General features: G+C 62.0%; 20 protein-coding genes and 1 tRNA gene. 16 read left to right on the forward strand and 5 right to left on the reverse strand.

Annotation, left to right across the window (positions count from 1 at the left end):
- Positions 1 to 371: 371 nt before the first annotated feature.
- From C5J24_RS00005 to C5J24_RS00020, 4 genes are all read left to right on the forward strand, one after another.
- The gene (locus C5J24_RS00005) at positions 372 to 1,208 is read left to right on the forward strand and encodes an outer membrane protein (protein ID WP_105414649.1); all 837 of its coding nucleotides are present in this window, start codon (positions 372 to 374) and stop codon (positions 1,206 to 1,208) included.
- A gap of 183 nt (positions 1,209 to 1,391) precedes the next feature.
- Complete coding sequence (locus C5J24_RS00010; protein ID WP_105414651.1) at positions 1,392 to 2,570, forward strand: phosphoserine transaminase; 1,179 nt, start codon at positions 1,392 to 1,394, stop codon at positions 2,568 to 2,570.
- An 82-nt stretch (positions 2,571 to 2,652) separates the two neighbouring features.
- Entirely contained in the window at positions 2,653 to 4,248 is a 1,596-nt protein-coding gene (gene serA / locus C5J24_RS00015) for a phosphoglycerate dehydrogenase (RefSeq protein ID WP_105414653.1), read from the forward strand.
- Between the two features lie 244 nt (positions 4,249 to 4,492).
- Positions 4,493 to 5,554: a Tim44 domain-containing protein gene (locus C5J24_RS00020; protein ID WP_105414655.1), complete on the forward strand. Its 1,062-nt coding sequence runs from the start codon at positions 4,493 to 4,495 to the stop codon at positions 5,552 to 5,554.
- Here C5J24_RS00020 and C5J24_RS00025 read toward each other — a convergent pair.
- Positions 5,551 to 5,970, reverse strand: coding sequence for a DUF1810 domain-containing protein (locus C5J24_RS00025; protein WP_046634983.1), 420 nt, complete (start codon positions 5,968 to 5,970; stop codon positions 5,551 to 5,553). The two genes, C5J24_RS00020 and C5J24_RS00025, sit on opposite strands and share 4 nt — an antisense overlap.
- Before the next feature lie 118 nt (positions 5,971 to 6,088).
- Here C5J24_RS00025 and C5J24_RS00030 point away from each other — a divergent pair, with 118 nt between their 5' ends.
- From C5J24_RS00030 to C5J24_RS00045, 4 genes are all read left to right on the forward strand, one after another.
- Positions 6,089 to 7,210, forward strand: a complete 1,122-nt coding sequence (locus C5J24_RS00030) for a mechanosensitive ion channel family protein (RefSeq protein WP_105414657.1) — start codon at positions 6,089 to 6,091, stop codon at positions 7,208 to 7,210.
- Between the two features lie 105 nt (positions 7,211 to 7,315).
- The gene (locus tag C5J24_RS00035; protein WP_105400262.1) at positions 7,316 to 7,702 is read left to right on the forward strand and encodes a VOC family protein; all 387 of its coding nucleotides are present in this window, start codon (positions 7,316 to 7,318) and stop codon (positions 7,700 to 7,702) included.
- A 174-nt stretch (positions 7,703 to 7,876) separates the two neighbouring features.
- Complete coding sequence (mnmA, locus tag C5J24_RS00040) at positions 7,877 to 9,073, forward strand: tRNA 2-thiouridine(34) synthase MnmA (protein WP_105414659.1); 1,197 nt, start codon at positions 7,877 to 7,879, stop codon at positions 9,071 to 9,073.
- 135 nt (positions 9,074 to 9,208) lie between these two features.
- A tRNA-Met gene (locus tag C5J24_RS00045) sits at positions 9,209 to 9,285 on the forward strand.
- Between the two features lie 65 nt (positions 9,286 to 9,350).
- Here C5J24_RS00045 and C5J24_RS00050 read toward each other — a convergent pair.
- Positions 9,351 to 9,953, reverse strand: coding sequence for a TetR/AcrR family transcriptional regulator (locus C5J24_RS00050; protein WP_105414661.1), 603 nt, complete (start codon positions 9,951 to 9,953; stop codon positions 9,351 to 9,353).
- 173 nt (positions 9,954 to 10,126) lie between these two features.
- Between C5J24_RS00050 and C5J24_RS00055 the strand changes: the two genes are divergently transcribed.
- Positions 10,127 to 10,528, forward strand: coding sequence for a nuclear transport factor 2 family protein (locus C5J24_RS00055; protein ID WP_245446462.1), 402 nt, complete (start codon positions 10,127 to 10,129; stop codon positions 10,526 to 10,528).
- 55 nt (positions 10,529 to 10,583) lie between these two features.
- On the opposite strand, the gene C5J24_RS00060 is transcribed toward C5J24_RS00055, so the two are convergent.
- The 3 genes from C5J24_RS00060 to C5J24_RS00070 all read right to left on the reverse strand — a co-directional run bounded on the left by C5J24_RS00060 (position 10,584) and on the right by C5J24_RS00070 (position 13,394).
- Positions 10,584 to 11,135 carry an AraC family transcriptional regulator gene (locus tag C5J24_RS00060; RefSeq protein WP_105414665.1) on the reverse strand — a complete coding sequence of 184 codons (552 nt, stop codon included), beginning with the start codon at positions 11,133 to 11,135 and terminating at the stop codon, positions 10,584 to 10,586.
- Positions 11,136 to 11,384: 249 nt separating this feature from the next.
- On the reverse strand, positions 11,385 to 12,581 hold the full coding sequence (locus C5J24_RS00065; RefSeq protein WP_105414667.1) for a mandelate racemase/muconate lactonizing enzyme family protein: 1,197 nt from the start codon (positions 12,579 to 12,581) through the stop codon (positions 11,385 to 11,387).
- A gap of 30 nt (positions 12,582 to 12,611) precedes the next feature.
- Entirely contained in the window at positions 12,612 to 13,394 is a 783-nt protein-coding gene (locus tag C5J24_RS00070) for an IclR family transcriptional regulator (protein WP_245446464.1), read from the reverse strand.
- Between the two features lie 146 nt (positions 13,395 to 13,540).
- On the opposite strand from C5J24_RS00070, the gene C5J24_RS00075 reads away from it, so the two are divergent.
- The 7 genes from C5J24_RS00075 (at position 13,541) to C5J24_RS00105 (ending at position 20,228) form a co-directional block, all read left to right on the forward strand.
- A complete protein-coding gene (locus C5J24_RS00075) occupies positions 13,541 to 14,236 on the forward strand; it encodes an RraA family protein (protein ID WP_105414669.1) in 696 nt (231 codons plus the stop codon).
- Positions 14,237 to 14,250: 14 nt separating this feature from the next.
- Positions 14,251 to 14,688, forward strand: coding sequence for a VOC family protein (locus tag C5J24_RS00080; protein ID WP_105414671.1), 438 nt, complete (start codon positions 14,251 to 14,253; stop codon positions 14,686 to 14,688).
- A 49-nt stretch (positions 14,689 to 14,737) separates the two neighbouring features.
- A complete protein-coding gene (locus C5J24_RS00085; protein ID WP_105414673.1) occupies positions 14,738 to 15,913 on the forward strand; it encodes a mandelate racemase/muconate lactonizing enzyme family protein in 1,176 nt (391 codons plus the stop codon).
- Positions 15,914 to 16,028: 115 nt separating this feature from the next.
- On the forward strand, positions 16,029 to 17,162 hold the full coding sequence (locus C5J24_RS00090; protein WP_105414675.1) for a mannonate dehydratase: 1,134 nt from the start codon (positions 16,029 to 16,031) through the stop codon (positions 17,160 to 17,162).
- Positions 17,163 to 17,221: 59 nt separating this feature from the next.
- A complete protein-coding gene (locus C5J24_RS00095) occupies positions 17,222 to 18,439 on the forward strand; it encodes a sugar ABC transporter substrate-binding protein (protein ID WP_245446466.1) in 1,218 nt (405 codons plus the stop codon).
- An 83-nt stretch (positions 18,440 to 18,522) separates the two neighbouring features.
- The gene (locus C5J24_RS00100; RefSeq protein WP_105400272.1) at positions 18,523 to 19,383 is read left to right on the forward strand and encodes a carbohydrate ABC transporter permease; all 861 of its coding nucleotides are present in this window, start codon (positions 18,523 to 18,525) and stop codon (positions 19,381 to 19,383) included.
- On the forward strand, positions 19,380 to 20,228 hold the full coding sequence (locus C5J24_RS00105) for a carbohydrate ABC transporter permease (protein ID WP_105414677.1): 849 nt from the start codon (positions 19,380 to 19,382) through the stop codon (positions 20,226 to 20,228). The genes C5J24_RS00100 and C5J24_RS00105 overlap by 4 nt, the downstream gene beginning before the upstream one ends.
- Position 20,229: the final 1 nt, after the last annotated feature.

Consider the following 20,229-nt stretch of genomic DNA (forward strand, 5'->3'; position numbering starts at 1 on the left):
CCTTCGGAATGTGCTAAATATAGCTATCTATGGTTTATAAAGAATTAATTGTTTATCTAAGCTTAAATTACCAATTGCTAACTATTTTGTACTGAAGCAGGTGAGATCAATAGTTCGGCGCGGCGCCGTGGATATGGCTGGTCGTGCCTGGCCGCGGAGGCGGAAAAGAACGGAATCCATCGGATGCAGACCCCTTCTACAAGTCTCGGGCGGCCGTTACTTGTAGAATTGACTGCGATTTTAGGAAAACGCGCGGTAAACAAGCATGGTTAAGCGAGACTTAACCTTTGTCGATCATCATCCATGGCGGATCAACCCGTTGGCTGCCCGCTTTGCATGCCATACGCGATACGAGCTTTGGAGATGAACCCATGAAAAAGTTGCTGGCAAGCGCTTTTGCGCTGACACTGACGGTGAGTGCCGCCAATTCCGCCGATCTCTACCAGCCGCAGCCGGAGCCTTATCAGGATGCGCCCGAAGTGACCGTTCAGGAGGCTACCGGCTGGTACCTTCGCGGCGACGTCGGCTATTCGTTCAAGAAGTCGCGCGGCACCGAGTTCTACCAGGGTACCGGCACTCCCGGCGTGGCGATCGCCGAATTCGGCCGTTCCGATCTGCGTGATGCCTTCACGCTCGGGGGCGGTGTCGGTTACCAGATTAATAGCTACCTGCGCACCGACGTCACCCTCGACTACATGTTCAACAGCAAGTTCCGTGGTTCTACCCATGGCAGCTGCGGCGGTGGTCCCGCTTGTACGTCAACGGATCTGGCCTCCATGCACGCCTATTCGCTGCTGGCGAACGCCTATGTCGATCTCGGCACCTATGGCTACTTCACGCCTTACGTCGGTGGCGGTATCGGCGGCACTTACGTCAAGTGGTCGAACCTGCGCAACACGTCGTGCGTCGACGGCGGCGGCGCCTGTGACCCGGAAGTGACGCATGGCGGCGAAAAGAGCTGGCGCTTCACCTATGCGCTCATGGCCGGCGCGTCGATCGACGTCACCTGCAACGTCAAGGCCGATGTCGGCTACCGCTTCCGCCATGTCACGGGCGGCGACATGTTCGGTTACTCAACGGGCGGCGGCCCGGGCAAGGACAAGGGTTTCTATTCGCATGAAGCCCGCGTCGGCGCCCGCTACATCTTCGGCGGCTGCGACACGCCGCCGGCCTACGAGCCTCCGCCGCAGCAGATCGTCTACAAGTAATATTACCTCGTCTCCTAGCCAAAGCCGCCTTCGGGCGGCTTTTTGCGTTTGCGGCGACAAAGCTGCGGCAAAAATTTGTCCGTGAGCGACGTTACCCGCTTGACTGTGAAGGCGCTCAGGCATAACCACAGCGGCGGGACACCCTTCCCCAACGAAGGGCCATCTATCTGGAAGGATAGCCATATGGCAAACGCCGCAAAGCCGGACCTGCGTCCGAACAACACCCATTTTTCTTCTGGCCCTTGCTCGAAGCGCCCCGGTTGGTCGCTCGAAGCGCTCTCCGATGCCCCGCTCGGTCGTTCGCACCGCGCCAAGGTCGGCAAGGCGAAGCTGAAGCAGGCCATCGATCTCACCCGCGAAATTTTAGATGTGCCGGCGGATTACCGCATCGGCATCGTGCCGGCCTCCGATACCGGCGCTGTCGAAATGGCGCTCTGGTCGCTGCTTGGCGAGCGCGGCGTCGACATGCTGTCCTGGGAAAGCTTTGGTGCCGGCTGGGTCACCGACGTCGTCAAGCAGCTGAAGCTCAAGGACGTCCGCAAGATCGAAGCCGGCTACGGCCTGCTTCCGGACCTTTCCACGGTCGATTTTGACCGTGACGTGGTCTTCACCTGGAACGGCACCACCTCGGGCGTCCGCGTTCCGAACGCCGACTTCATCCCGGCAGACCGCAAGGGCCTGACCATCTGCGACGCCACCTCGGCGGCGTTTGCGCAGGACATGGACTTTGCCAAGCTCGACGTCGTCACCTTCTCCTGGCAGAAGGTTCTGGGCGGCGAGGGCGGTCACGGCATGCTGATCCTCAGCCCCCGCGCTGTCGAGCGTCTGCAGACATACGTTCCGGCCTGGCCGCTGCCAAAAATCTTCCGCCTCACCTCTGGCGGCAAGCTGATCGAAGGCATCTTCGTCGGAGAGACGATCAACACACCGTCGATGCTCTGCGTCGAGGACTATATCGATGCGCTCAACTGGGCGAAGTCGGTCGGCAGCCTTGAAGGCCTGATCGCCCGTGCCGATGCCAATGCCAATGTCATCCACGACTTCGTGGCCGCCAATGCCTGGATCGACAATCTCGCCGTCGACCCGTCGACGCGCTCCAACACCTCGGTCTGCCTCAAGATCGCCGACGCTGATGTTGCCGCACTCGATACCGACGCGCAGGAAGCCTTTGCCAAGGGCATGGTGTCGATCCTCGAGAAGGAAGGCGTCGCGCTCGACATCGGTGCCTATCGGGATGCCCCGTCCGGTCTTCGCATCTGGGCCGGCGCGACGATCGAAGAAGCCGACATGAAGGCTCTGATGCCCTGGCTCACCTACGCTTTCGAAACGCAGAAGGCTGCGCTTTCCAAGGCCGCCGCGTAAAGCACGCCGCGTATCCGGCTCCGCTGACGAAGCGGAGCCCATTTCCTCATTCACGACAGAAACTTTTTCAGGAGGCCCACTGATGGCACCTCGCGTTCTCGTATCCGACGAACTGTCGGAAACCGCCGTCCAGATCTTTCGCGATCGCGGCGTTGAAGTCGATTTCCAGCCGAAACTCGGCAAGGACAAGGAAAAGCTTGCCGAGATCATCGGCAACTATGACGGTCTTGCGATCCGTTCCGCCACAAAGGCGACCGAAAAGCTGATCGCGGCTGCGACCAATCTCAAGGTCATCGGCCGCGCCGGCATCGGCGTCGACAATGTCGATATCCCGGCCGCCTCGCGCCGCGGCATCATCGTCATGAACACGCCGTTCGGCAACTCGATTACCACGGCCGAACACGCCATCGCCCTGATGTTCGCCGTCGCCCGCCAGCTTCCGGCAGCCGACGCCTCGACCCAGGCCGGCAAGTGGGAAAAATCGCGCTTCATGGGCGTCGAGATCACCGGCAAGATCCTCGGCGTCATCGGCGCCGGCAATATCGGCGGCATCGTCTGCAAGAAGGCGATCGGCATCGGCATGCACGTTCTCGCCTATGACCCCTTCCTGTCGGCCGAGCGCGCCGAGGAAATGGGCGTCACCAAGGTCGAACTCGACGAACTGCTGGCCCAGGCCGATTTCATCACCCTGCATGTGCCGATGACCGACAAGACCCGCGGCATTCTCGGTAAGGAAGCGCTCGCCAAGACCAAGCCCGGCGTTCGCATCATCAACTGCGCCCGCGGCGGCCTGGTCGACGAGGCAGCGCTGGCCGAAGCCATCAAGTCCGGCCATGTCGCCGGCGCCGGCTTCGACGTGTTCGAAGTCGAACCCGCCACCGAAAGCCCGCTCTTTGGCCTTGAGAACGTCGTCTGCACCCCGCATCTCGGTGCATCGACCACCGAAGCGCAGGAGAACGTAGCACTTCAGGTCGCCGAGCAGATGTCGGATTACCTGATCAAGGGTGCGGTCTCGAACGCTATCAACATGCCGTCGATCACCGCGGAAGAAGCGCCACGCCTGAAGCCGTTCATCCGTCTGGCGGACGTGCTCGGCGCCTTTGTCGGCCAGGTCACCGAGGATGCGATCAAGGAAATCGAGATCCTCTACGACGGCTCGACCGCCGGCATGAACACCAAGGCGCTGACGAGCGCACTGCTCGCCGGCCTCATCCGTAGCCAGGTCTCCGACGTCAACATGGTTTCGGCGCCGATCATGATCAAGGAAAAGGGCATCATCCTTTCCGAAGCCAAGCGCGACAAGTCGGGCGTCTTCGACGGCTATATCAAGCTTACCGTCACCACCGACACGATGACCCGTTCGGTTGCCGGCACCGTCTTCTCCGACGGCAAGCCGCGCTTCATCCAGATCAAGGGCATCAACCTCGATGCGGATGTCGGCGCCAACATGGTCTACATCGCCAATACCGACGTTCCCGGCATGATCGGCTTCATCGGCACGACGCTCGGCAATGCCGGCGTCAACATCGCCAACTTCCACCTCGGCCGCGACAGGGAAGGCGGCGACGCGATCGCTCTCCTTTACGTCGACGGTCCGGTTCCGGCCGACGTCCTGGCGAAGCTGACCGCCAATCCGGCAGTCCGCCAGGCCAAGCCGCTGGCGTTCAACGTCGACTGAGGCCTCCTCTCAACGAGATCAGCAAAGGCCCGGCGCGTCCTGCGTCGGGCCTTTTCGTTTTATGCTTACTGACACCAATCAGGCAAAACCTGTCATCAATGGTTGCATTTTGAGCGCTTGGCTCTCGTTTCAAACTCCGTTATCTACTTCGACGGGAAAAATGGAGGATGGGCCTAAAATCCGGATGGCCGCCTCTCTATATAAACGGGAATACCGCGCTTGAGCGGTTTATGAGGAGAAAACGATGTTATCCAACCTTCGGCGTTTCAAGAACCTGTTCGCGATCCTGGCGATCGGAATGGCGGTTTCCTTGACCGCCGTGGACATGGCTGAGGCGCGCCGCGCCAGCGGTGGCTTCGGCAGCCGCGGCACGCGCACATTCTCGGCTCCGGCGACCACCAATACTGCGCCCACGGCGCCGACCGGCATCAACCGGTCGATGACGCCCAATACGCAGCAGAACGCCACGACGCCGCAGAACGGCCTTGGCCAGCAGGCGGCGCAGCAGCCCCGTCGCGGCCTCTTCGGTGGCATGTTCGGCGGCCTGCTCGGCGGTCTCGCTCTCGGCGGCCTGATCGGCATGTTCATGGGCACCGGTTTCGGTGGCATGGCCGGCATGCTCGGCATGTTGCTACAGATCGCTTTGATCGGCGGTCTCGCCATGCTGGCTTTCCGTTGGTTCGCGCGCCGTCAGCAGACGGCCGGCGGCCCGACAGGCGGGGTGAATGCAGGTGGGGCGAATACTGGCTTTGGCCAGCCGCGCAACGCCTATGAGGCGCCGAGCCAGAATACCTCGTCCTTCCAGATTCCGAAGATCGGATCGCTGGGCGGCGGTGGTCAGGGCGGTTTCGGAGGCGGTTCCAATGCCGCTCCGCGCCAGGCCGGGCCCGAGACCGACGAGATCGGCATCACCAACCGCGACCTCGACCAGTTCGAGAAGCTGCTGACCAACGTCCAGTCTGCCTATGGCCAGGAAGACTATGCCAAGCTCCGCAGCCTCACGACGCCGGAAGCGATGTCCTACCTGGCCGAAGAACTAGGTGAGAACGCCACCAATGGCGTCAAGAACGAGGTAAAGGACGTCAAGCTGCTGCAGGGCGACCTGGCGGAAGCCTGGCGCGAAAACGGCCAGGACTACGCGACCGTTGCGATGCGTTACTCCAGCGTCGACTACATGAAGGACCGCAATACCGGCGCAGTCGCCGAAGGCGACCCGAACGCGGTAACCGAAACCGTCGAAGTCTGGACCTTCGTGCGCAAGCCCGCCACGGACTGGAAGCTTTCCGCGATCCAGGCTGCCGCCTAACTTCGAAGCAGCGCGATGGTCTTTTCATCGCGCTCGCCGTCAAAGAACAGTTCAAGGGCTCGCTCGAAAGGCGAGCCCTTTTTGCTGACGGCCTCGAACAGCGTCATAGAACTCTTGAACTTGATGTCGTCCGGCGAACCGAGGATGGCGTGCGCCGAAAGGTCCGAATGGGAGAGCATCGCCACGGTGCATTCGGTGAGCCGGGGCCCGAGCAGGGGATGTTTGAGATAGGCTGTCGCCTCTGCCTTCGAGCCGATCGCGAAGCGCTGGGACATGATCGAGAAACCAAGCCCCTCCGCCTGCGGGAAGATGTACCACATCCAGTGGGAGCGCTTTTTGCCATCGCGGAGCTCGCCGATGACGCGCCCATAGACCGGCGCTTGCGCGTCGACAAAGCGCATGAGGTCGAATTGCATGTCTTTCCGTCCCTATCGCCCTGTTGCCACAAATCACCCCACTGCCAGAAGACTCCCAAATCATGAAATTTTTGCGGCCGCTCTTTCCGATGCTGCATCGCACCCTAGCTGAGGGGGCATGGAACGCTTCATTCAGGAATTCCGGAATGATACGGCCTGGCTGCCGGACTGGCTCGTCAGCTGCGGTGTGATGGCCGTCGCATTTCTGATCGGCCTTGCGATCCAGCGCTTCGGATTTCGCTTTCTGACGCAGCTGGTCGAGAACAGGGATCTGTTCTGGCGGTCGCTGGTGTCGCGTACGCGGCGGCCGATGCGGCTGGCGATCCTCACCTGGACGCTGTCGCTCGGCGCGACCATCGCTCCTCTCAGTGCCGGGCAGGGGGACGTTATACGTCACCTGCTGCTGCTCGGCTTCATTATCGTCGTCGGCTGGATGGCAAAGATCGCCCTGCATGTGTGGATGATCGTCTATCTGCGCCGCTTCAAGCTCGATGCGGAAGACAATCTGCTCGCCCGCACGCATGTCACCCAATCGCGGATCGCCGAACGGATCGCGAGCGTCATGATCGTGGCGATCACCATCGCCGCGATGCTGATGACCTTCCCGGCGGTGCAGCAATACGGCGTCAGCCTGCTCGCCTCCGCCGGCGTGGCGGGCGTCGTGCTCGGCCTTGCGCTGCAGCCGGTGCTGAAGAACCTCTTCGCGGGCATCCAGCTTGCGATCACCCAGCCGATCCGCATCGACGACGCGCTGATCGTCGAGGGCGAGTGGGGCAATGTCGAGGAGATCACCTCCACCTATGTGGTGGTGAAGCTGTGGGACTGGAGGCGGATGATCCTGCCGCTCAGCTATTTCATCGAGAAGCCGTTCCAGAACTGGACGCGCGACAGTTCGGAGCTGATCGGCACGGTGATGATCTATCTCGACTATTCGGTTCCGGTGAATGCGGTCCGTCGCAAGGTCGAGGAGATCGCCGCAACGTCGAAGCTCTGGGACAAGCGGGTAGTGGCCGTGCAGGTGACGGATTTCAGGGAAAACGTCATGGAAATCCGTATCCTCGTCTCGGCCTCCAATGCCCCGCGAACCTTTGACCTCAGATGCGAGGTGCGCGAAAAGATCATCGACTTCATCCAGCGCGAATATCCGGCAAGCCTGCCGCGGGTGCGGGCGGAGGGCGCCGCCAGCGGCGTCAGGACGGCTGCCGGCAAGGTCGTACGGCATGGGGCGCTGCAGTCTTGAAGCCCGGCCTCCCGGCTTCGGGCAGGCTGCTTTTCGGGGCGCTGAGCCCCGGTGGGACAGCCCAAGTGTTTTACAAAACAATCCTATGGGCATAGACAGTCGGCCATGCAAACCTCCACTGGGTCGACCGCATTGAACACCGAAGCAAAGCCGATATGCGCCGTCCTTGTCCATGTCGCGGATGTTGCACGGGCATTGGACTGGTATCAGGCCGCTTTCCCGCAATCGGTGCGGCGTCATCTTGAGGCTTTCGAATTTCAGTTCCTCGATATCGGCGGGATCTGCCTCGAGATCGTGGCGGCTGACGAGAAGGTGGGAAGCGGCGCTAGCGGGTCCGTCGTCTATTGGCAGGTCGCTGATCTCTATGCGGCGGTCGAGCATTTCACCGCGATCGGCGCGACGCTTTATCGGGGACCGATCGACATCCAGAACGGCCTGCGCATGTGTCAGGTCCGCGATCCATGGGGAAACTGCATCGGTCTTCGCGGCTGAGGCCTTGTCCGTTCCTGCATGGGCCGCACCTGCGATTCGCGCTCCTCCTTGCGCAGGCCGCAAATCCTTTCTATATCCGGCAAGAATTGCCTCCGACGGCCGATCCCGCCGCAGGCCCTGAACATGTCGCCCTCCCATCATGGACAGGCGCTTGAGAGACCGAGAGAGTTACTCGTGAATACGCTGGATTTTGACAAGAGGCCGGAAGACACACGTGTTGTCGTTGCCATGTCGGGGGGAGTGGATTCCTCCGTCGTCGCAGGTCTGCTCAAACGCCAGGGTTATGACGTGCTCGGCATCACGCTGCAGCTTTACGACCACGGCGCGGCCGTGCACCGCGCCGGCTCCTGCTGCGCCGGCCAGGACATCGACGATGCGCGACGTGTTTCCGAAACGCTCGGCATTCCCCACTACGTGCTCGACTACGAAAAGCGGTTCCGCGAAACGGTGATCAACCCGTTCGCGGAAGCCTATGCGATGGGCGAAACGCCGATCCCTTGCGTTGCCTGCAACCAGACGGTCAAGTTCGCCGATCTGCTGGCGACGGCCAAGGACCTCGGTGCCGATGCGCTGGCGACCGGCCACTATATCCGCTCCTCCGCCAATCCATCGCCGGGCAACCCGAACCGCCGCGCGCTGTTTCGCCCGATCGACAGCGATCGCGACCAGAGCTGGTTCCTGTTTGCGACGACCCAGGAGCAGATCGACTATCTGCGCTTCCCGCTGGGCGGTATGTCGAAGGCGCAGGTGCGCGAGCTTGCCAAGGAAATGGGCCTCGTGGTCGCCAAGAAGGCCGACAGCCAGGACATCTGTTTCGTGCCGCAGGGCAAATACGCCGACATCATCAACAAGGTGAAGCCGAACGCGGCACTCGCCGGCGATATCGTGCATATGGACGGGCGCGTGCTCGGCCGCCACGAGGGCATCGTGCATTATACGATCGGCCAGCGCCGCGGTATCGGCATCGCTACCGGCGAGCCGCTCTACGTCGTTTATCTCGATGCCCGCTCGCGCCGGGTGATCGTCGGACCGAAGGAAGCGCTCGATACGCACCGTGTCTATCTGCGCGACGTCAACTGGATCGGCGACGGTGCCCTCGGCGAGGATACCAAGGGCGGGTTCGCCTGTTTCGCCAAGGTGCGCTCGACACGCCCGCCGACCCCGGCGGTCCTCCATTCCGACGAACACGGCGTCTATGTAGATCTGGCGATCGGCGAGGCCGGTGTCGCGCCAGGCCAGGCGTGTGTGCTCTATTCGGCCGAAGGTGCGGATGCGCGCGTCTATGGCGGCGGTTTCATCGAGCGTTCGGAACGCGCAGCCGAGGCCGAAATCGCTCTGAAGGCCCTGCTTTCGACGCCGGTCGCGGCCTGAAGCCGGCACTTGCCGGGGCTGACGAAATTGCCGCCGGTTTTTGCCCAAACCCTGCTTGACACTTTGGTGACGGGGGACTTATAAGCCGCACGACCAAAGCGGAACCGGCCACGCCGGAACTTCCGCAGTCCCTGTGGCGGGGTAGCTCAGTTGGTGAGAGCGCAGGATTCATAACCCTGAGGTCGGCAGTTCAATTCTGCCTCCCGCTACCATTCAATCTCATGGCAATAACCTGAAACGGTCTCTTAGGCTGGCAGAAGCTCGAGCCTTGACGCGTTCAGGTGCCGGTTCGGCCGAACTGTGGGACAATGCCCAGTTTTAACAGAGCCATGAACAAGCGAATGCCGCCCTCGAACTCCGGCCCGGCGTGGTGCGTGTGCTTGATCCCATCCATCGCTGCGACGACCAGTGCGGCCAGCTCCGTGGTTTGAGTTTGCAGGGTGGTGAGGTCAATCTCCCGGGTTTTCTCGGCTTCGCTCAGCGCCTTGGTCAGCAGGTCCAGCAGCCTTGCCCGCGCCTCCAGCGCGATGTCGGGTGCCAGTTCGGCGCTGGCGGCAAAAAGCTCCTCGGCACTATGACTGCCCCCGAATGGCGCGATCAGGCCTTCCTGAAAGGCGCGTATGGCGGCCATCATGCGGTCGAAGATGCTGCCGGAGCGGTCGAGTGCCGCCTTGACGTTGTTCATCGTACTGAGATGCTCGCGCTTCGACCCGGCCCGAAACAGTTCTTCCTTGCTGTCGAAGCAGAGATAGAGCGAGGCCCGCGATATCTTCGCGGCACGGGCAATATCGGCCATGGTCGTCTTTCGAAATCCGAAACGGACGAAGACGGGCAGGGCGGCGTCGAGAATCAGGTCTGTCTTGGAAGCGAGTTCGTTCATCTGGACATATTGACACTCGGCGTCTTATTGGTCAAAAGACGATTAGACACTTTTGATACAAATGTCTATTTGAGGTGGCGCCCGACTGATCGGGGGTCTATCTGCCGCAGGTTTGGCTGGAACGCCCTCGGCCGCCGCCGAACCCTGCTTGTCCTGAAAAACTGGAGACGCCCGTGACCCGCGACATTGCTACCGAAGAAGACCGAATCCGCCAGACCGAACGCGCCAGGCTAAGCGCCCTGGTCAGTGGCGACGTGGCAGCGGCGGAAGCCCATCACGCGGCGGATTTCCAACTGATCACGCCGATCGGCGCCGTTCTGTCGCGGGACCAATATCTCGGCGCGATCGCGTCCGGACACCTTAAATATCTCACCTGGGAACCGGAGGAAATCGCTGTCCGTCTTTACGGCCCTGCGGCCGTTATCCGCTACCGAGCCCGGCTGGCCGTTGTTTTCGGCGGGCACCATGTGCCCCTCAGCGGCTATTGGCATACCGACAGCTACGAATATCGCGACGGCCGCTGGGTTGCCGTATGGTCGCAGGCGACTGCCATCAGTCACGGCAGTCCCGAATAACCCGCACGGTCAAAGGCAACGAAGCTCTCGGGTGACGCGGGGCTCCGTCTCATTGTCAGTTGAGCGGAGCAGCGGTTGTCTCCTGAACGCCATATCCAGATCCTTCGAGCAGCATCCGCTTTCGCCATGCATTGGGAGCAATTCCGTAAAGACGGCGGAAGCTGTTGGTAAGATGTGCCTGGTCGGTCATGCCGCATTCCAGGGCGATCCGGCAGAGAGGTTCATCCGTGCCGGTCATCATCCGACAGGCCATTTCCATGCGCCTGCGGGTGACGTATTTGTGTGGCGTCTCGCCAAGGCTTGCCTTGAAGGCCCGCTGGAAATGGCCGCTGCTCAGGTTGCAGAGACCGGCCAGGGCCTCGACGCGGATTGTCGAGCGGAGATACAGGTCGACATAGGCCTGCACATTGCGCATTTGCCACGGGGCCAGGCCGCCAACGGCGATTTGACGGAGGTTGGGGTCGGGTCCGGACTGGTCGGGATCTCGCGAGGCCTGTCTGGCGACAAGTCCGTCGAGGTCGATCTCCGAGTTCCGATATCTTGAAACATCAGTGCGCTTTGCCGAAAGGTCGGCAGGTGGGGTCTGCGCGGACTGTGGGATCTGCATCCTAAGTCTCCTTCATCTCGGTGTGCTTCGTCGATGATCGGAGTCTAACGCCGAGGCAGGCGGTGAGACTATTGAACAAGGGGACTGGTGCCCCTATCCAAAGGTATGACCGGGACCCGCTGAAATTGCCCGGCCACCTTCGGAAGCCTGCGTTTCTGGCCCGCGGCCACATCAAAAAAGTTCCGGGACGACGGTTCCGGAGCTGTTGCTTTCTTTGGCAGTCGGTGAAGCGCCGGCAGCGGCGCCGGTTCAGTCGAAGAATGCCCGGTCGTCTTCGGTGAGATAACGCCTGGCCTTTTCGGGTACGAGATCGACGCCCATGCCGGGCCGGTCGATGACGTCGATGAAGCCGTCCCTGACGATCGTTTCCGGCAGGCCTTCGACGATGTCGTACCACCAGGCGGGATCGCCGGTCGTATATTCAAAGGCGATGAAATTGTTGGGAAGGGTGGCTGAGACCTGGATGAGGGCGGCGAGCCCGAGCAGCCCGTTGGCTGTGCCATGCGGCGCCATCAGGATCGAATGCAGGTCGGCATATTCGGCGATCCATTTCAGCTCGGCGATGCCGCCGACATCGGCAGGGTCCGGGCCGACGACATGGACGGCCTGGCCCTCGATCAGTTCCTTGAAGTTTTGCCGGAGATAGATCTGTTCGCCGGTGTGGATAGGCGTTGTGCTCGTGCGGGTCAGTTCACGATAGACGCCGGCATTGACCCAGGGCGTATAGTCGCCTGAGAGCAGATCCTCGACCCAGAGAAGATTGTATGGCTCCAGCATGCGCACGAGGCGGATCGCATCCGGCAGCATCCAGCCGGGGCCGCAGTCGAGCGCCAGGCCTATGCTGTCGCCGGCGACTTCCTTCATCGCGGCGACGCAATCGACGAAATGCCGCAGGCCCTTTTCGGTGATCGGGCCGCGATCGAGCGCCCCATGGAAGGGGCTGGCATTCGGCTCGTGGTAGTAAAAATTCTCTACCGTGCGCTTCATCGGCGAATGGAAGCCGATCGGCTGCTTGATGATGGTGAAGCCTTCGGGCAGCGCCATCATCTTCTTGAGATCGTCGGCGAGGTCCTCGGGCCGGTGGTCGGTCATCGGGAAGCGGATCGAGCCGTTATAGACACGCACGCGGTCGCGCACCTTGCCGCCGAGAAGCTTGTAGACGGGCACGTGGGCGGCCCTGCCGGCAATGTCCCACAGCGCCATCTCGATGACGCTGACGGCGGAGCCCCAGGGCTTGAAGCCGCCGCGCTGGCGGATCTTCAGCATGACGCGCTCGACATTGGTCGGGTCCTCGCCGATCAATGCGTCTCGGAAGGCGAGGATATGGGACTTCAGGTAGGGCTTCCAGGTCTCGGCCTGCCCGTAGCCCGAGATGCCTTCATCGGTGACGATCCGCACGATCGGGCTTTTGCCGATGACCGCGCATTTGAGATCGACGATCTTCATTCTTCCTCCCGGCCGACATTCCAGCCCTGATCAGGACGGCATTGCTTCGCTTATCGCCCGCGCGGCATCGATGGCGGCAAGCCGGATCTCCTCCATGCGGCTCGCCTCCGCCCCGGCGAGATAGGGAATGCTGAGCGCCGCGACCACCCGTCCGGTCCTATCCCGCACCGGGGCGGCAAAGGCCTGGATGCTGGGGGCGTTTTCGCCCCTGTCCTGCGCCCAGCCCAGCCGCTTGATGCGGGTCAGTTCCGTCATCAGCCGCTTCGGATCGGTCAGCGATTTGGGCGTATAGGCAATCAGTGGCTTTGCGAGCCAGGCAGTCATCTCCTCGGGCGGCAGATGCGCCAGCAGCAGCTTGCTGGCGGCGCCGGCGTGGATGGGCATGCGCTGGCCGGGCGCCACCGTCAAAGCATATTGTCGGCGGCCCTGCGCCGCCGCCAGAACGAGAATGCCGTCCTGGTCGATGACCGACAATTTGCTGCCTTCGCCGATTTCCGCCGACAGCTTGTCAAGGAAAGGTTGTGCCAGTGCCGCGAGGTCGACCTCGCTGACGCCGGCGACCACATGCGAGGCAAGCGACAGCAGGCGCCGCCCCAGATGATAGGCGCCGGTATCGTCCCGGCGAACCATGTCGTGGCCCTGCAGCGTGTTGACGATGCGGTAGATGGTGGTGCGCGGCAGCGACAAGAGGGCCGTCAGTTCGCGGATCGTTGCGCCATTCGGCCGTCGCTCCAGCTGCTCGAGGACATCCATCATCCGGTCGATGACCGGGATCGTGTACTTCGACGCGCCGGCGTCACTGATTTGATCCATGGAATAGGTTCGCCGTTGACAATCGGTTCGGCATCTTCCTATCATGCATTATTGAACTTCGGAAGTTCAAATATGAATTTGTCCGCAATTATTTTTCGAGCGCCGGGCAGGTTCGCATCAGGTTTCTGCTGGAGGAGGCGGGCCATATGGAGAGAGATTCCGCAGCGATCGCGGCGAAAGCCGCGCGCTTCAACAAGCTGTACACCGCCGCCGTTTACGACATTCTCGACGAGATGGGGCTTCCGCATCAATGCATGGATCTCGATATCCGGGCGCTGGACCGCGGCATGCGGATCGCCGGGCCAGCCTTCACCGTCGCCTGCGCCGCGGACATGCGCACCGATGACGAATACGACAATGAAGAGGTGAAGACCTTCACCTTCTTCCGGCGGATGTATTCCGGCTGCGTCGTGCTGGTTTCGGCGGCGGGGGAGCGCAAGGCGGGTCACTGGGGCGAGCTGATGAGCACTGGCGCGAAGAGCAAGGGTGCGGTGGGTGTGGTCGTCGATGGCGGCATCCGCGACGGCAACATCCTGATGGGCATGGAAAACTGGCCGGTCTTCACCCGCTATCTTTCGCCGATCGAATCCCGCCAGCGGACCCGTATCAGCGGCATCGAGGTGCCGATCGCGGTCACCGGAACCTTGACCACGCAGATCAGGGTCGATCCGGGCGACTGGATCTTCGGGGACATGGATGGCGTGATCGTCATCCCCGCCGACAAGGTGGATGCGGTGCTCGATCGCGCCGAAGAGATCATGGGCATCGAGAACCGCTCGCGCAACGAAATCCGCGCAGGTGCCGACGTCGCCGACGTCTACGCCAAATACGGCCGCCTCTAACCGGAGACATTCCCATGCTGACAGTTTCGTCGATCGCCCATGTGGCCATTCGCGTCAAGGATATCGATCGTACCCTCGACTTCTACGTCAACAAGCTCGGCTTTTCGGAAATGATGCGCCTCGACCGCGAAGGCCGGCTCTGGCTGGTCTATCTGCGCATTACCGACGACCAGTATCTCGAAATCTTCCCGGAAGGCGAGGGCGACAAGGCGGCCGAACGCGAGGCGGTCGGCTACAATCATGTTTGCCTCGCCGTGCCGGATATCCAGAAGGCGGTGGCTGAACTCGACGCGCTCGGCATCGAGCGTATCCGCCCGACGATCAAGGCCGCCGACAACAACTGGCAGACCTGGATCGAGGATCCGGACGGGCATCGCATCGAACTGATGCAGATGGCCGCCGACAGTCTGCAGTTTGAGGCGATCAAGCGGCTGAAGGCGCAGGCCAAGTAGTCACACGGCAATAACGAGGGGTGGGTGACAACCCGCCGGGAGGAGCCTCATGAGGATCGTGCAGCAGAAGATCTTTGTTGCGAATGTGTCCCGCACCAACTTCGTCTTCGTCAAACTCTATACCGATGAAGGCTACGAGGGCGTCGGCGAGGCGACGCTGGAGTGGAAGACGAAGACCATCGTATCGGCGCTTGAAGAGCTGGAGCGCGTGCTGATCGGCCGCAATCCGTTCGAGGTTGATGCGATCATCGAGCAGTTGCACCGGGATTCCTATTGGCGGACGGGTGCCGTGTTCCGCACGGCGCTCGGCGCCATCGAGGCGGCGTTGCTGGATATCAAAGGCAAGGCGCTCGGCGTGCCGGTCTTCGAGCTGCTCGGCGGCAAATACCGGGATCGCGTCGAATGCTACGCCAACCATTGGTTCTTCGGCGCGGTGACGCCGGACCAGTATGCCGAGAATGCACGCAAGGCCGTCGCCATGGGGTATCGCGCCCTCAAATGGGACCCGTTCGACGTCGCGGACCTGGAGATGAGCCGCAAGCAGCGCCGCCAGACGATCGATATCGTCGCCGCCGTGCGAGACGCGGTCGGTCCGGACGTCGACCTGATGCTCGACGTTCACGGCCGCCTCAACGTGCCGACGGCGATCGCCATGTGCCGGGAACTGGCGCCTTATAACCTGCGATGGATCGAGGAGCCGACGCCGCCCGAGAGCATCGATGCCCTGGTGGACGTGCGGGAGAAAAGCCCGGTGCCGATCGCGGCCGGCGAGCGCTGGTACGAGCCCGGCAAGTTCCTTGAGGCGCTCAGCAAGAAGGCGGTCGATATCCTGCAGCCGGACGTCTCGCATGCCGGCGGGCTTGGCGAGACGAAGCGCATTTCGCACATGGCGCATCACCACCTCATCCCGGTCGCGCCGCACAATCCGGTCGGCCCGGTGATGAACGCGATGACGCTGCATATGTCGGTCGCCATCCCGAATTTCTCGATCTTCGAAACGGTTTCGGTGGATGTGCCGTGGCGCAAGGAGCTGGTGCGCGAAACGCTGCAGTTCGAGGACGGGGCGATCCTGGCGCCGACCGCGCCGGGGCTCGGGGTGGAGCTCATCGAGGAAGCCTGCGGCCGCTACCCCTATGCGCCTTACAATGTGCCTTTGTTCGACGGCAGCATGAACACCAGCGGCGTTGCCACCGGCGCAGCCACGTTGGAGGACGGCAGGCGTTGATGGCGGGGGAACAATTGACAATCGGGTCTTCTGGGCGCAAGTTATATTGCGAATTGATGACATTCAAATATGAACTGGCTGGCAACAAGGCCAGGCGTCAATCGGGGAGGGTAACGTGCGGGTAGGTCTGACCCTGTTCGGCGATCATCTGTCGGAGGATGGCGCGCGTTATGCGAGCCAGCTCGGCGTCGGCGACGTTGTCATTCACCTGACCCAATATGCCCGCAATGCCGACAGCAGCGCCTATCGCAACGGCGGTGTCGGCCCCATCAACGGCGAATGCATCGACATGCCGCTATGGACCTATGAGCATATGGCCGACACGGTCGCGATGCTCGCAAGGCACGGGCTCAAGGTCGCGGCGTTGGAAAACCTGTCGCCCAATTTCTGGTCGGACATCCTGCTCGACGGACCGAAGAAACACGAACAGATGGATGGGCTGAAGCAGCTCGTCCGCGACGCCGGACGCGCAGGCATCCCGGTGCTCGGCTACAATTTTTCGATCGCCGGTGTCTGGGGCTGGCAGCGCAAGCGCGTCGCCCGCGGCGGGGCGATGACAGCGGTGTTCTTCGGCGACGAATTCGATACCGACGAGCCGATCCCCGACGGAATGCTCTGGAACATGCGGTACCGCCATCCTGTCGTAGGGGCTGCGCCGATCAGCGTCAGCGAGCGGGATCTCTGGTCGCGCCTCGAATGGTTCCTCAAGGAACTCGTGCCGGTGGCGGAAAAGGCAAATGTCCGGCTGGCCGCCCATCCCGACGATCCGCCGGTGGAACGCCTGCGCGGCAATGCCCGTCTCGTCAACGCCCACGCGAAATATCAGCGGCTGCTGGAGATCGCGCCGAGCCCGGCCAATGCCCTGGAATTCTGCATAGGCTCGCTGCAGGAAATGGTCGACGGCGACATCTACGAAACGACCCGCCATTTCGCGCGGCTGGGTGCGATTGCCTACGTCCATTTCCGCAACGTCCGCGGCAAGGTTCCCCACTATGTCGAGACCTTCGTCGACGACGGCGATGTCGAGATGGCGGAAATCGTTCGGGTCCTGCGGGACGAGGGCTTTGATGGGGTGATGGTTCCCGATCATGTGCCGGATCTCGATTGCCCGGCCCCGTGGCACGCCGGCAATGCCTATACGATCGGCTTCATGAAGGCCCTGACGATGAATGCCGATGCGCTCGGACCGGCGCGTTCGCAGGATATCGCGCATTTCGGAAGAGGAAGGCAGGCCGCAGCATCGCGGTAAACCAATCCGGTGGAGGCCGGTAGGGAAAAAGGGCGGCATGGAGCCGCGCGGAGGAGGAGATGATGATGAAATTCAAGAAGCTGGCCGTGATGGCCACGGCAATGACGATGCTGACGAGCGGCGCGGCGCTGGCCGGCGAGGTCGTCTGGTGGACGCCCAATTTCAACGAGGCGCGTGCCCGCGAACTCGCCACCAAGTTCGAGCAGGCCAACCAGGGCATCAAGATCAAGCTCGAGATCACCACGACCGACGGCCTGCCGCAGCGCGTGCTGACCGCCCTGCAGTCCGGTGCCGCACCGGACATCATCGATGTTCAGCACGCCTGGGTGAACGGTTATGCCCAGAACGGCCTGGTCGTTGCGGTGGATGACGTGTTGAAGGACCGCGAGGACTATATCCCCGCCTCGCTCGACTATTGCACCTGGAACGGCAAGCTCTGGGCCATTCCCTATCGTATCGAGACCCATGCGGTCATCTACAACAAGGGCGCGTTCAAGGATGCCGGCCTCGACCCGGCCAAGCCGCCGCAGACCTGGGACGAACTGGTCGCTGCAGCAAAGACGCTGTCGAAAGGCAAGGTCTCCGGTTTCGCCATCACCGGCGGCGGTGAAGTCGGCAATACGATCTTCCGGTCGCTCCCCTTCATCTGGATGAACGGCGGCGACATCATCTCGGCGGACGCCAAGAAGGCGGTGGTCAACCAGCCGGCGGCCGTGGCGGCGGTCAAGTTCTATACGGACTTCTACAAGAACAAGCAGTCGCCGGCCTCGACGCTCGAAAACGACGGCACCGCAAACCGGCGGCTGTTCATCGCCGAGACGGTCGCGGCCTATCAGTCCGGCCAGTTCGACGTCGCTTCGATCAAGAAGGAAAACCCGAAGATCGATATCGGCGTGATGCCGATCCCGCATCCGGCCGGCAAGCCGACCGCGGCACTCCTCGGCGGCTGGAGTTTCGTCATCCCCTCTTCGGCAAAGAACCCGAGCGAAGCCAAGAAGTTCGTCGCCTTCCTTGCCGAAGCGCCGAACCAGGGCGCGCTGACGGATACGTTCCCGGCCCGCAAATCGGCCATGTCGCTGCCGCGCTTCAGCGATCCGATCCTGACGGTGTTCAAGGAAATGCTGCCCTATGGCCGTGCCGTACCCAACAACAAGAACTGGGTGCAGATCACCCAGGCCTATTTCGAAGGCATCCAGCGCATCCTTCTCGGTGACGAAGACGTGCAGACGGCGATGGACGGAGCGGCCAAGGACATCCAGGCCCTGCTCGACCAATAATACCGGAGTAGCCGGATCGCTCCGGGGAACTGGCGTTTCCCCGGAGCACGTATTCCACCCGATGTCGTCAAGGGAACCTGCAGATGGACCGCAATTCGACGGGCCTCGTTTTCGTATTGCCGGCGCTGATCGTGCTGGCGATGCTGATCGCCTATCCCGTTGCCTATACCGGGCTGCTCAGCGTGACCGACAGGCAGGGCGCGTTCGTCGGCCTTACCAATTTCAAGGCCGTGCTTTCGGCCCGCGCGACGCCGCAGGCATTCTGGAACACCATCTGGTTCGTCGGCGGCTCGATCGTCTTCCAGGTCATCCTCGGGACCGCGACCGCCATCTTGCTCAACCAGAGCTTTTTCGGGCGCGGCATCGTGCGCTCGATCACGCTCATTCCCTGGGTCGTGCCGGGCATTGTCGCCGCCACCACCTGGGCGTGGATGTTCCATACGGAATTCGGCATCATCAACTACATGATGACCGGTTCCGGCATAATTCCGGAGCCGATCGGCTGGCTGACCAACGGCAATACGGTGATGCCGGTGCTGATCGCCATCAACGTCTGGAAACTGTTCCCCTTCGTGGCGATCATGGTGCTTGCGGGGCTGCAGTCGATCCCCAACGACCTCTATGAAGCGGCGCGCGTCGACGGTGCCAACTTCTGGCAGGAAGTCCGCTTCATCATGATCCCGCAGGTGCGGTCGGTCATCGTCGCGGTCACCCTCCTGCTAGTGATCTGGGGCCTCAACTCGATCACCATCATCTATGCGATCACCCGCGGCGGCCCTGCCAACCGGACGCTGATCACGCCGATCCAGATTTTCCGCCTGGCGTTCGAAAGCACGCAGTTCAATCAGGCGGCCGCACTTTCGGTGATCTTCTTCGCCGTCGCGCTGGTCATCGTCATCATCTACATCAGGGCGCTTGCTTCGGCGCCGGGAGAGGCCAAATGAGCGATCCCAGCACCCTCAAGAGAACCGGCCTGCCGCTGCCGATCACCATTGTCGGCGCCGCGCTGGTCGTCCTGATCTGCCTGTTCCCGTTCATGTGGATGGCCGTCTCGTCGATCAAGACGCTGCCGGAGCTTTACACCGTTCCACCGATCTGGTGGCCGGAGACGCCGACGCTCGGCAACTATTACAAGGTTCTCTTCGAGAGCAATATTCCACGCTATTTCCTCAACAGCGTCATCATTTCCGTGGGCTCGACGTTCCTCGCACTGATCCTGGCGATCTTTGCGTCCTACGGCTTCGCGCGTTTCGACTTCCGCGGAAAACCGCTGCTGCAGAGCTTCGTGCTGATCGGCCAGCTGCTGCCGACGGCGGCGATCATCGTGCCGCTGTTCATCACGCTGCGGGTGCTCGGCCTCGTCAACACCTATTGGGGCCTGATCCTCGTCTACATGATCATCACCCTGCCACTCTCCGTCTGGATGCTGACCTCCTATTTCAAGGCGATCCCGGTGGAACTGGAAGAGGCGGCGATCATCGACGGGTCGTCGCGACTCGGCATCCTCTTCCGCATCACGCTGCCGCTGTCGACGCCCGGCATCGTCGCGGTCGTCGTCTATGCCTTCGTCACCACCTGGAACGAATTCGTCTTCGCACTGTGCTTTGCGACCGACTCCTCGGTGAAGACCCTGCCGATCGGCCTTGCGGAGTTCTCCACCGAGTTCAACACCGACTGGGGTGCGGTCATGGCCGCCTCGGTCGTCATGACGCTGCCGATCGCGCTTCTGTTCTTCTCGATGCAGCGCCTGTTTGTCGGCGGCCTCACCGCCGGCGCCACGAAAGGATAAT

Origin of the sequence: Neorhizobium sp. T25_27 (assembly GCF_002968565.1) — a bacterium.
Classification (GTDB): Bacteria; Pseudomonadota; Alphaproteobacteria; order Rhizobiales; family Rhizobiaceae; genus Neorhizobium; species Neorhizobium tomejilense.

Coding starts and splice junctions, on each gene's coding strand:
- C5J24_RS00005 (WP_105414649.1), top strand. CDS start 372: ATGAAAAAGTTGCTGGCAAGCGCTTTTGCGCTGACACTGACGGTGAGT.
- C5J24_RS00010 (WP_105414651.1), top strand. CDS start 1,392: ATGGCAAACGCCGCAAAGCCGGACCTGCGTCCGAACAACACCCATTTT.
- serA (WP_105414653.1), top strand. CDS start 2,653: ATGGCACCTCGCGTTCTCGTATCCGACGAACTGTCGGAAACCGCCGTC.
- C5J24_RS00020 (WP_105414655.1), top strand. CDS start 4,493: ATGTTATCCAACCTTCGGCGTTTCAAGAACCTGTTCGCGATCCTGGCG.
- C5J24_RS00025 (WP_046634983.1), bottom strand. CDS start 5,970: ATGCAATTCGACCTCATGCGCTTTGTCGACGCGCAAGCGCCGGTCTAT.
- C5J24_RS00030 (WP_105414657.1), top strand. CDS start 6,089: ATGGAACGCTTCATTCAGGAATTCCGGAATGATACGGCCTGGCTGCCG.
- C5J24_RS00035 (WP_105400262.1), top strand. CDS start 7,316: ATGCAAACCTCCACTGGGTCGACCGCATTGAACACCGAAGCAAAGCCG.
- C5J24_RS00050 (WP_105414661.1), bottom strand. CDS start 9,953: ATGAACGAACTCGCTTCCAAGACAGACCTGATTCTCGACGCCGCCCTG.
- C5J24_RS00060 (WP_105414665.1), bottom strand. CDS start 11,135: ATGCAGATCCCACAGTCCGCGCAGACCCCACCTGCCGACCTTTCGGCA.
- C5J24_RS00065 (WP_105414667.1), bottom strand. CDS start 12,581: ATGAAGATCGTCGATCTCAAATGCGCGGTCATCGGCAAAAGCCCGATC.
- C5J24_RS00070 (WP_245446464.1), bottom strand. CDS start 13,394: ATGGATCAAATCAGTGACGCCGGCGCGTCGAAGTACACGATCCCGGTC.
- C5J24_RS00075 (WP_105414669.1), top strand. CDS start 13,541: ATGGAGAGAGATTCCGCAGCGATCGCGGCGAAAGCCGCGCGCTTCAAC.
- C5J24_RS00080 (WP_105414671.1), top strand. CDS start 14,251: ATGCTGACAGTTTCGTCGATCGCCCATGTGGCCATTCGCGTCAAGGAT.
- C5J24_RS00085 (WP_105414673.1), top strand. CDS start 14,738: ATGAGGATCGTGCAGCAGAAGATCTTTGTTGCGAATGTGTCCCGCACC.
- C5J24_RS00095 (WP_245446466.1), top strand. CDS start 17,222: ATGATGATGAAATTCAAGAAGCTGGCCGTGATGGCCACGGCAATGACG.
- C5J24_RS00100 (WP_105400272.1), top strand. CDS start 18,523: ATGGACCGCAATTCGACGGGCCTCGTTTTCGTATTGCCGGCGCTGATC.
- C5J24_RS00105 (WP_105414677.1), top strand. CDS start 19,380: ATGAGCGATCCCAGCACCCTCAAGAGAACCGGCCTGCCGCTGCCGATC.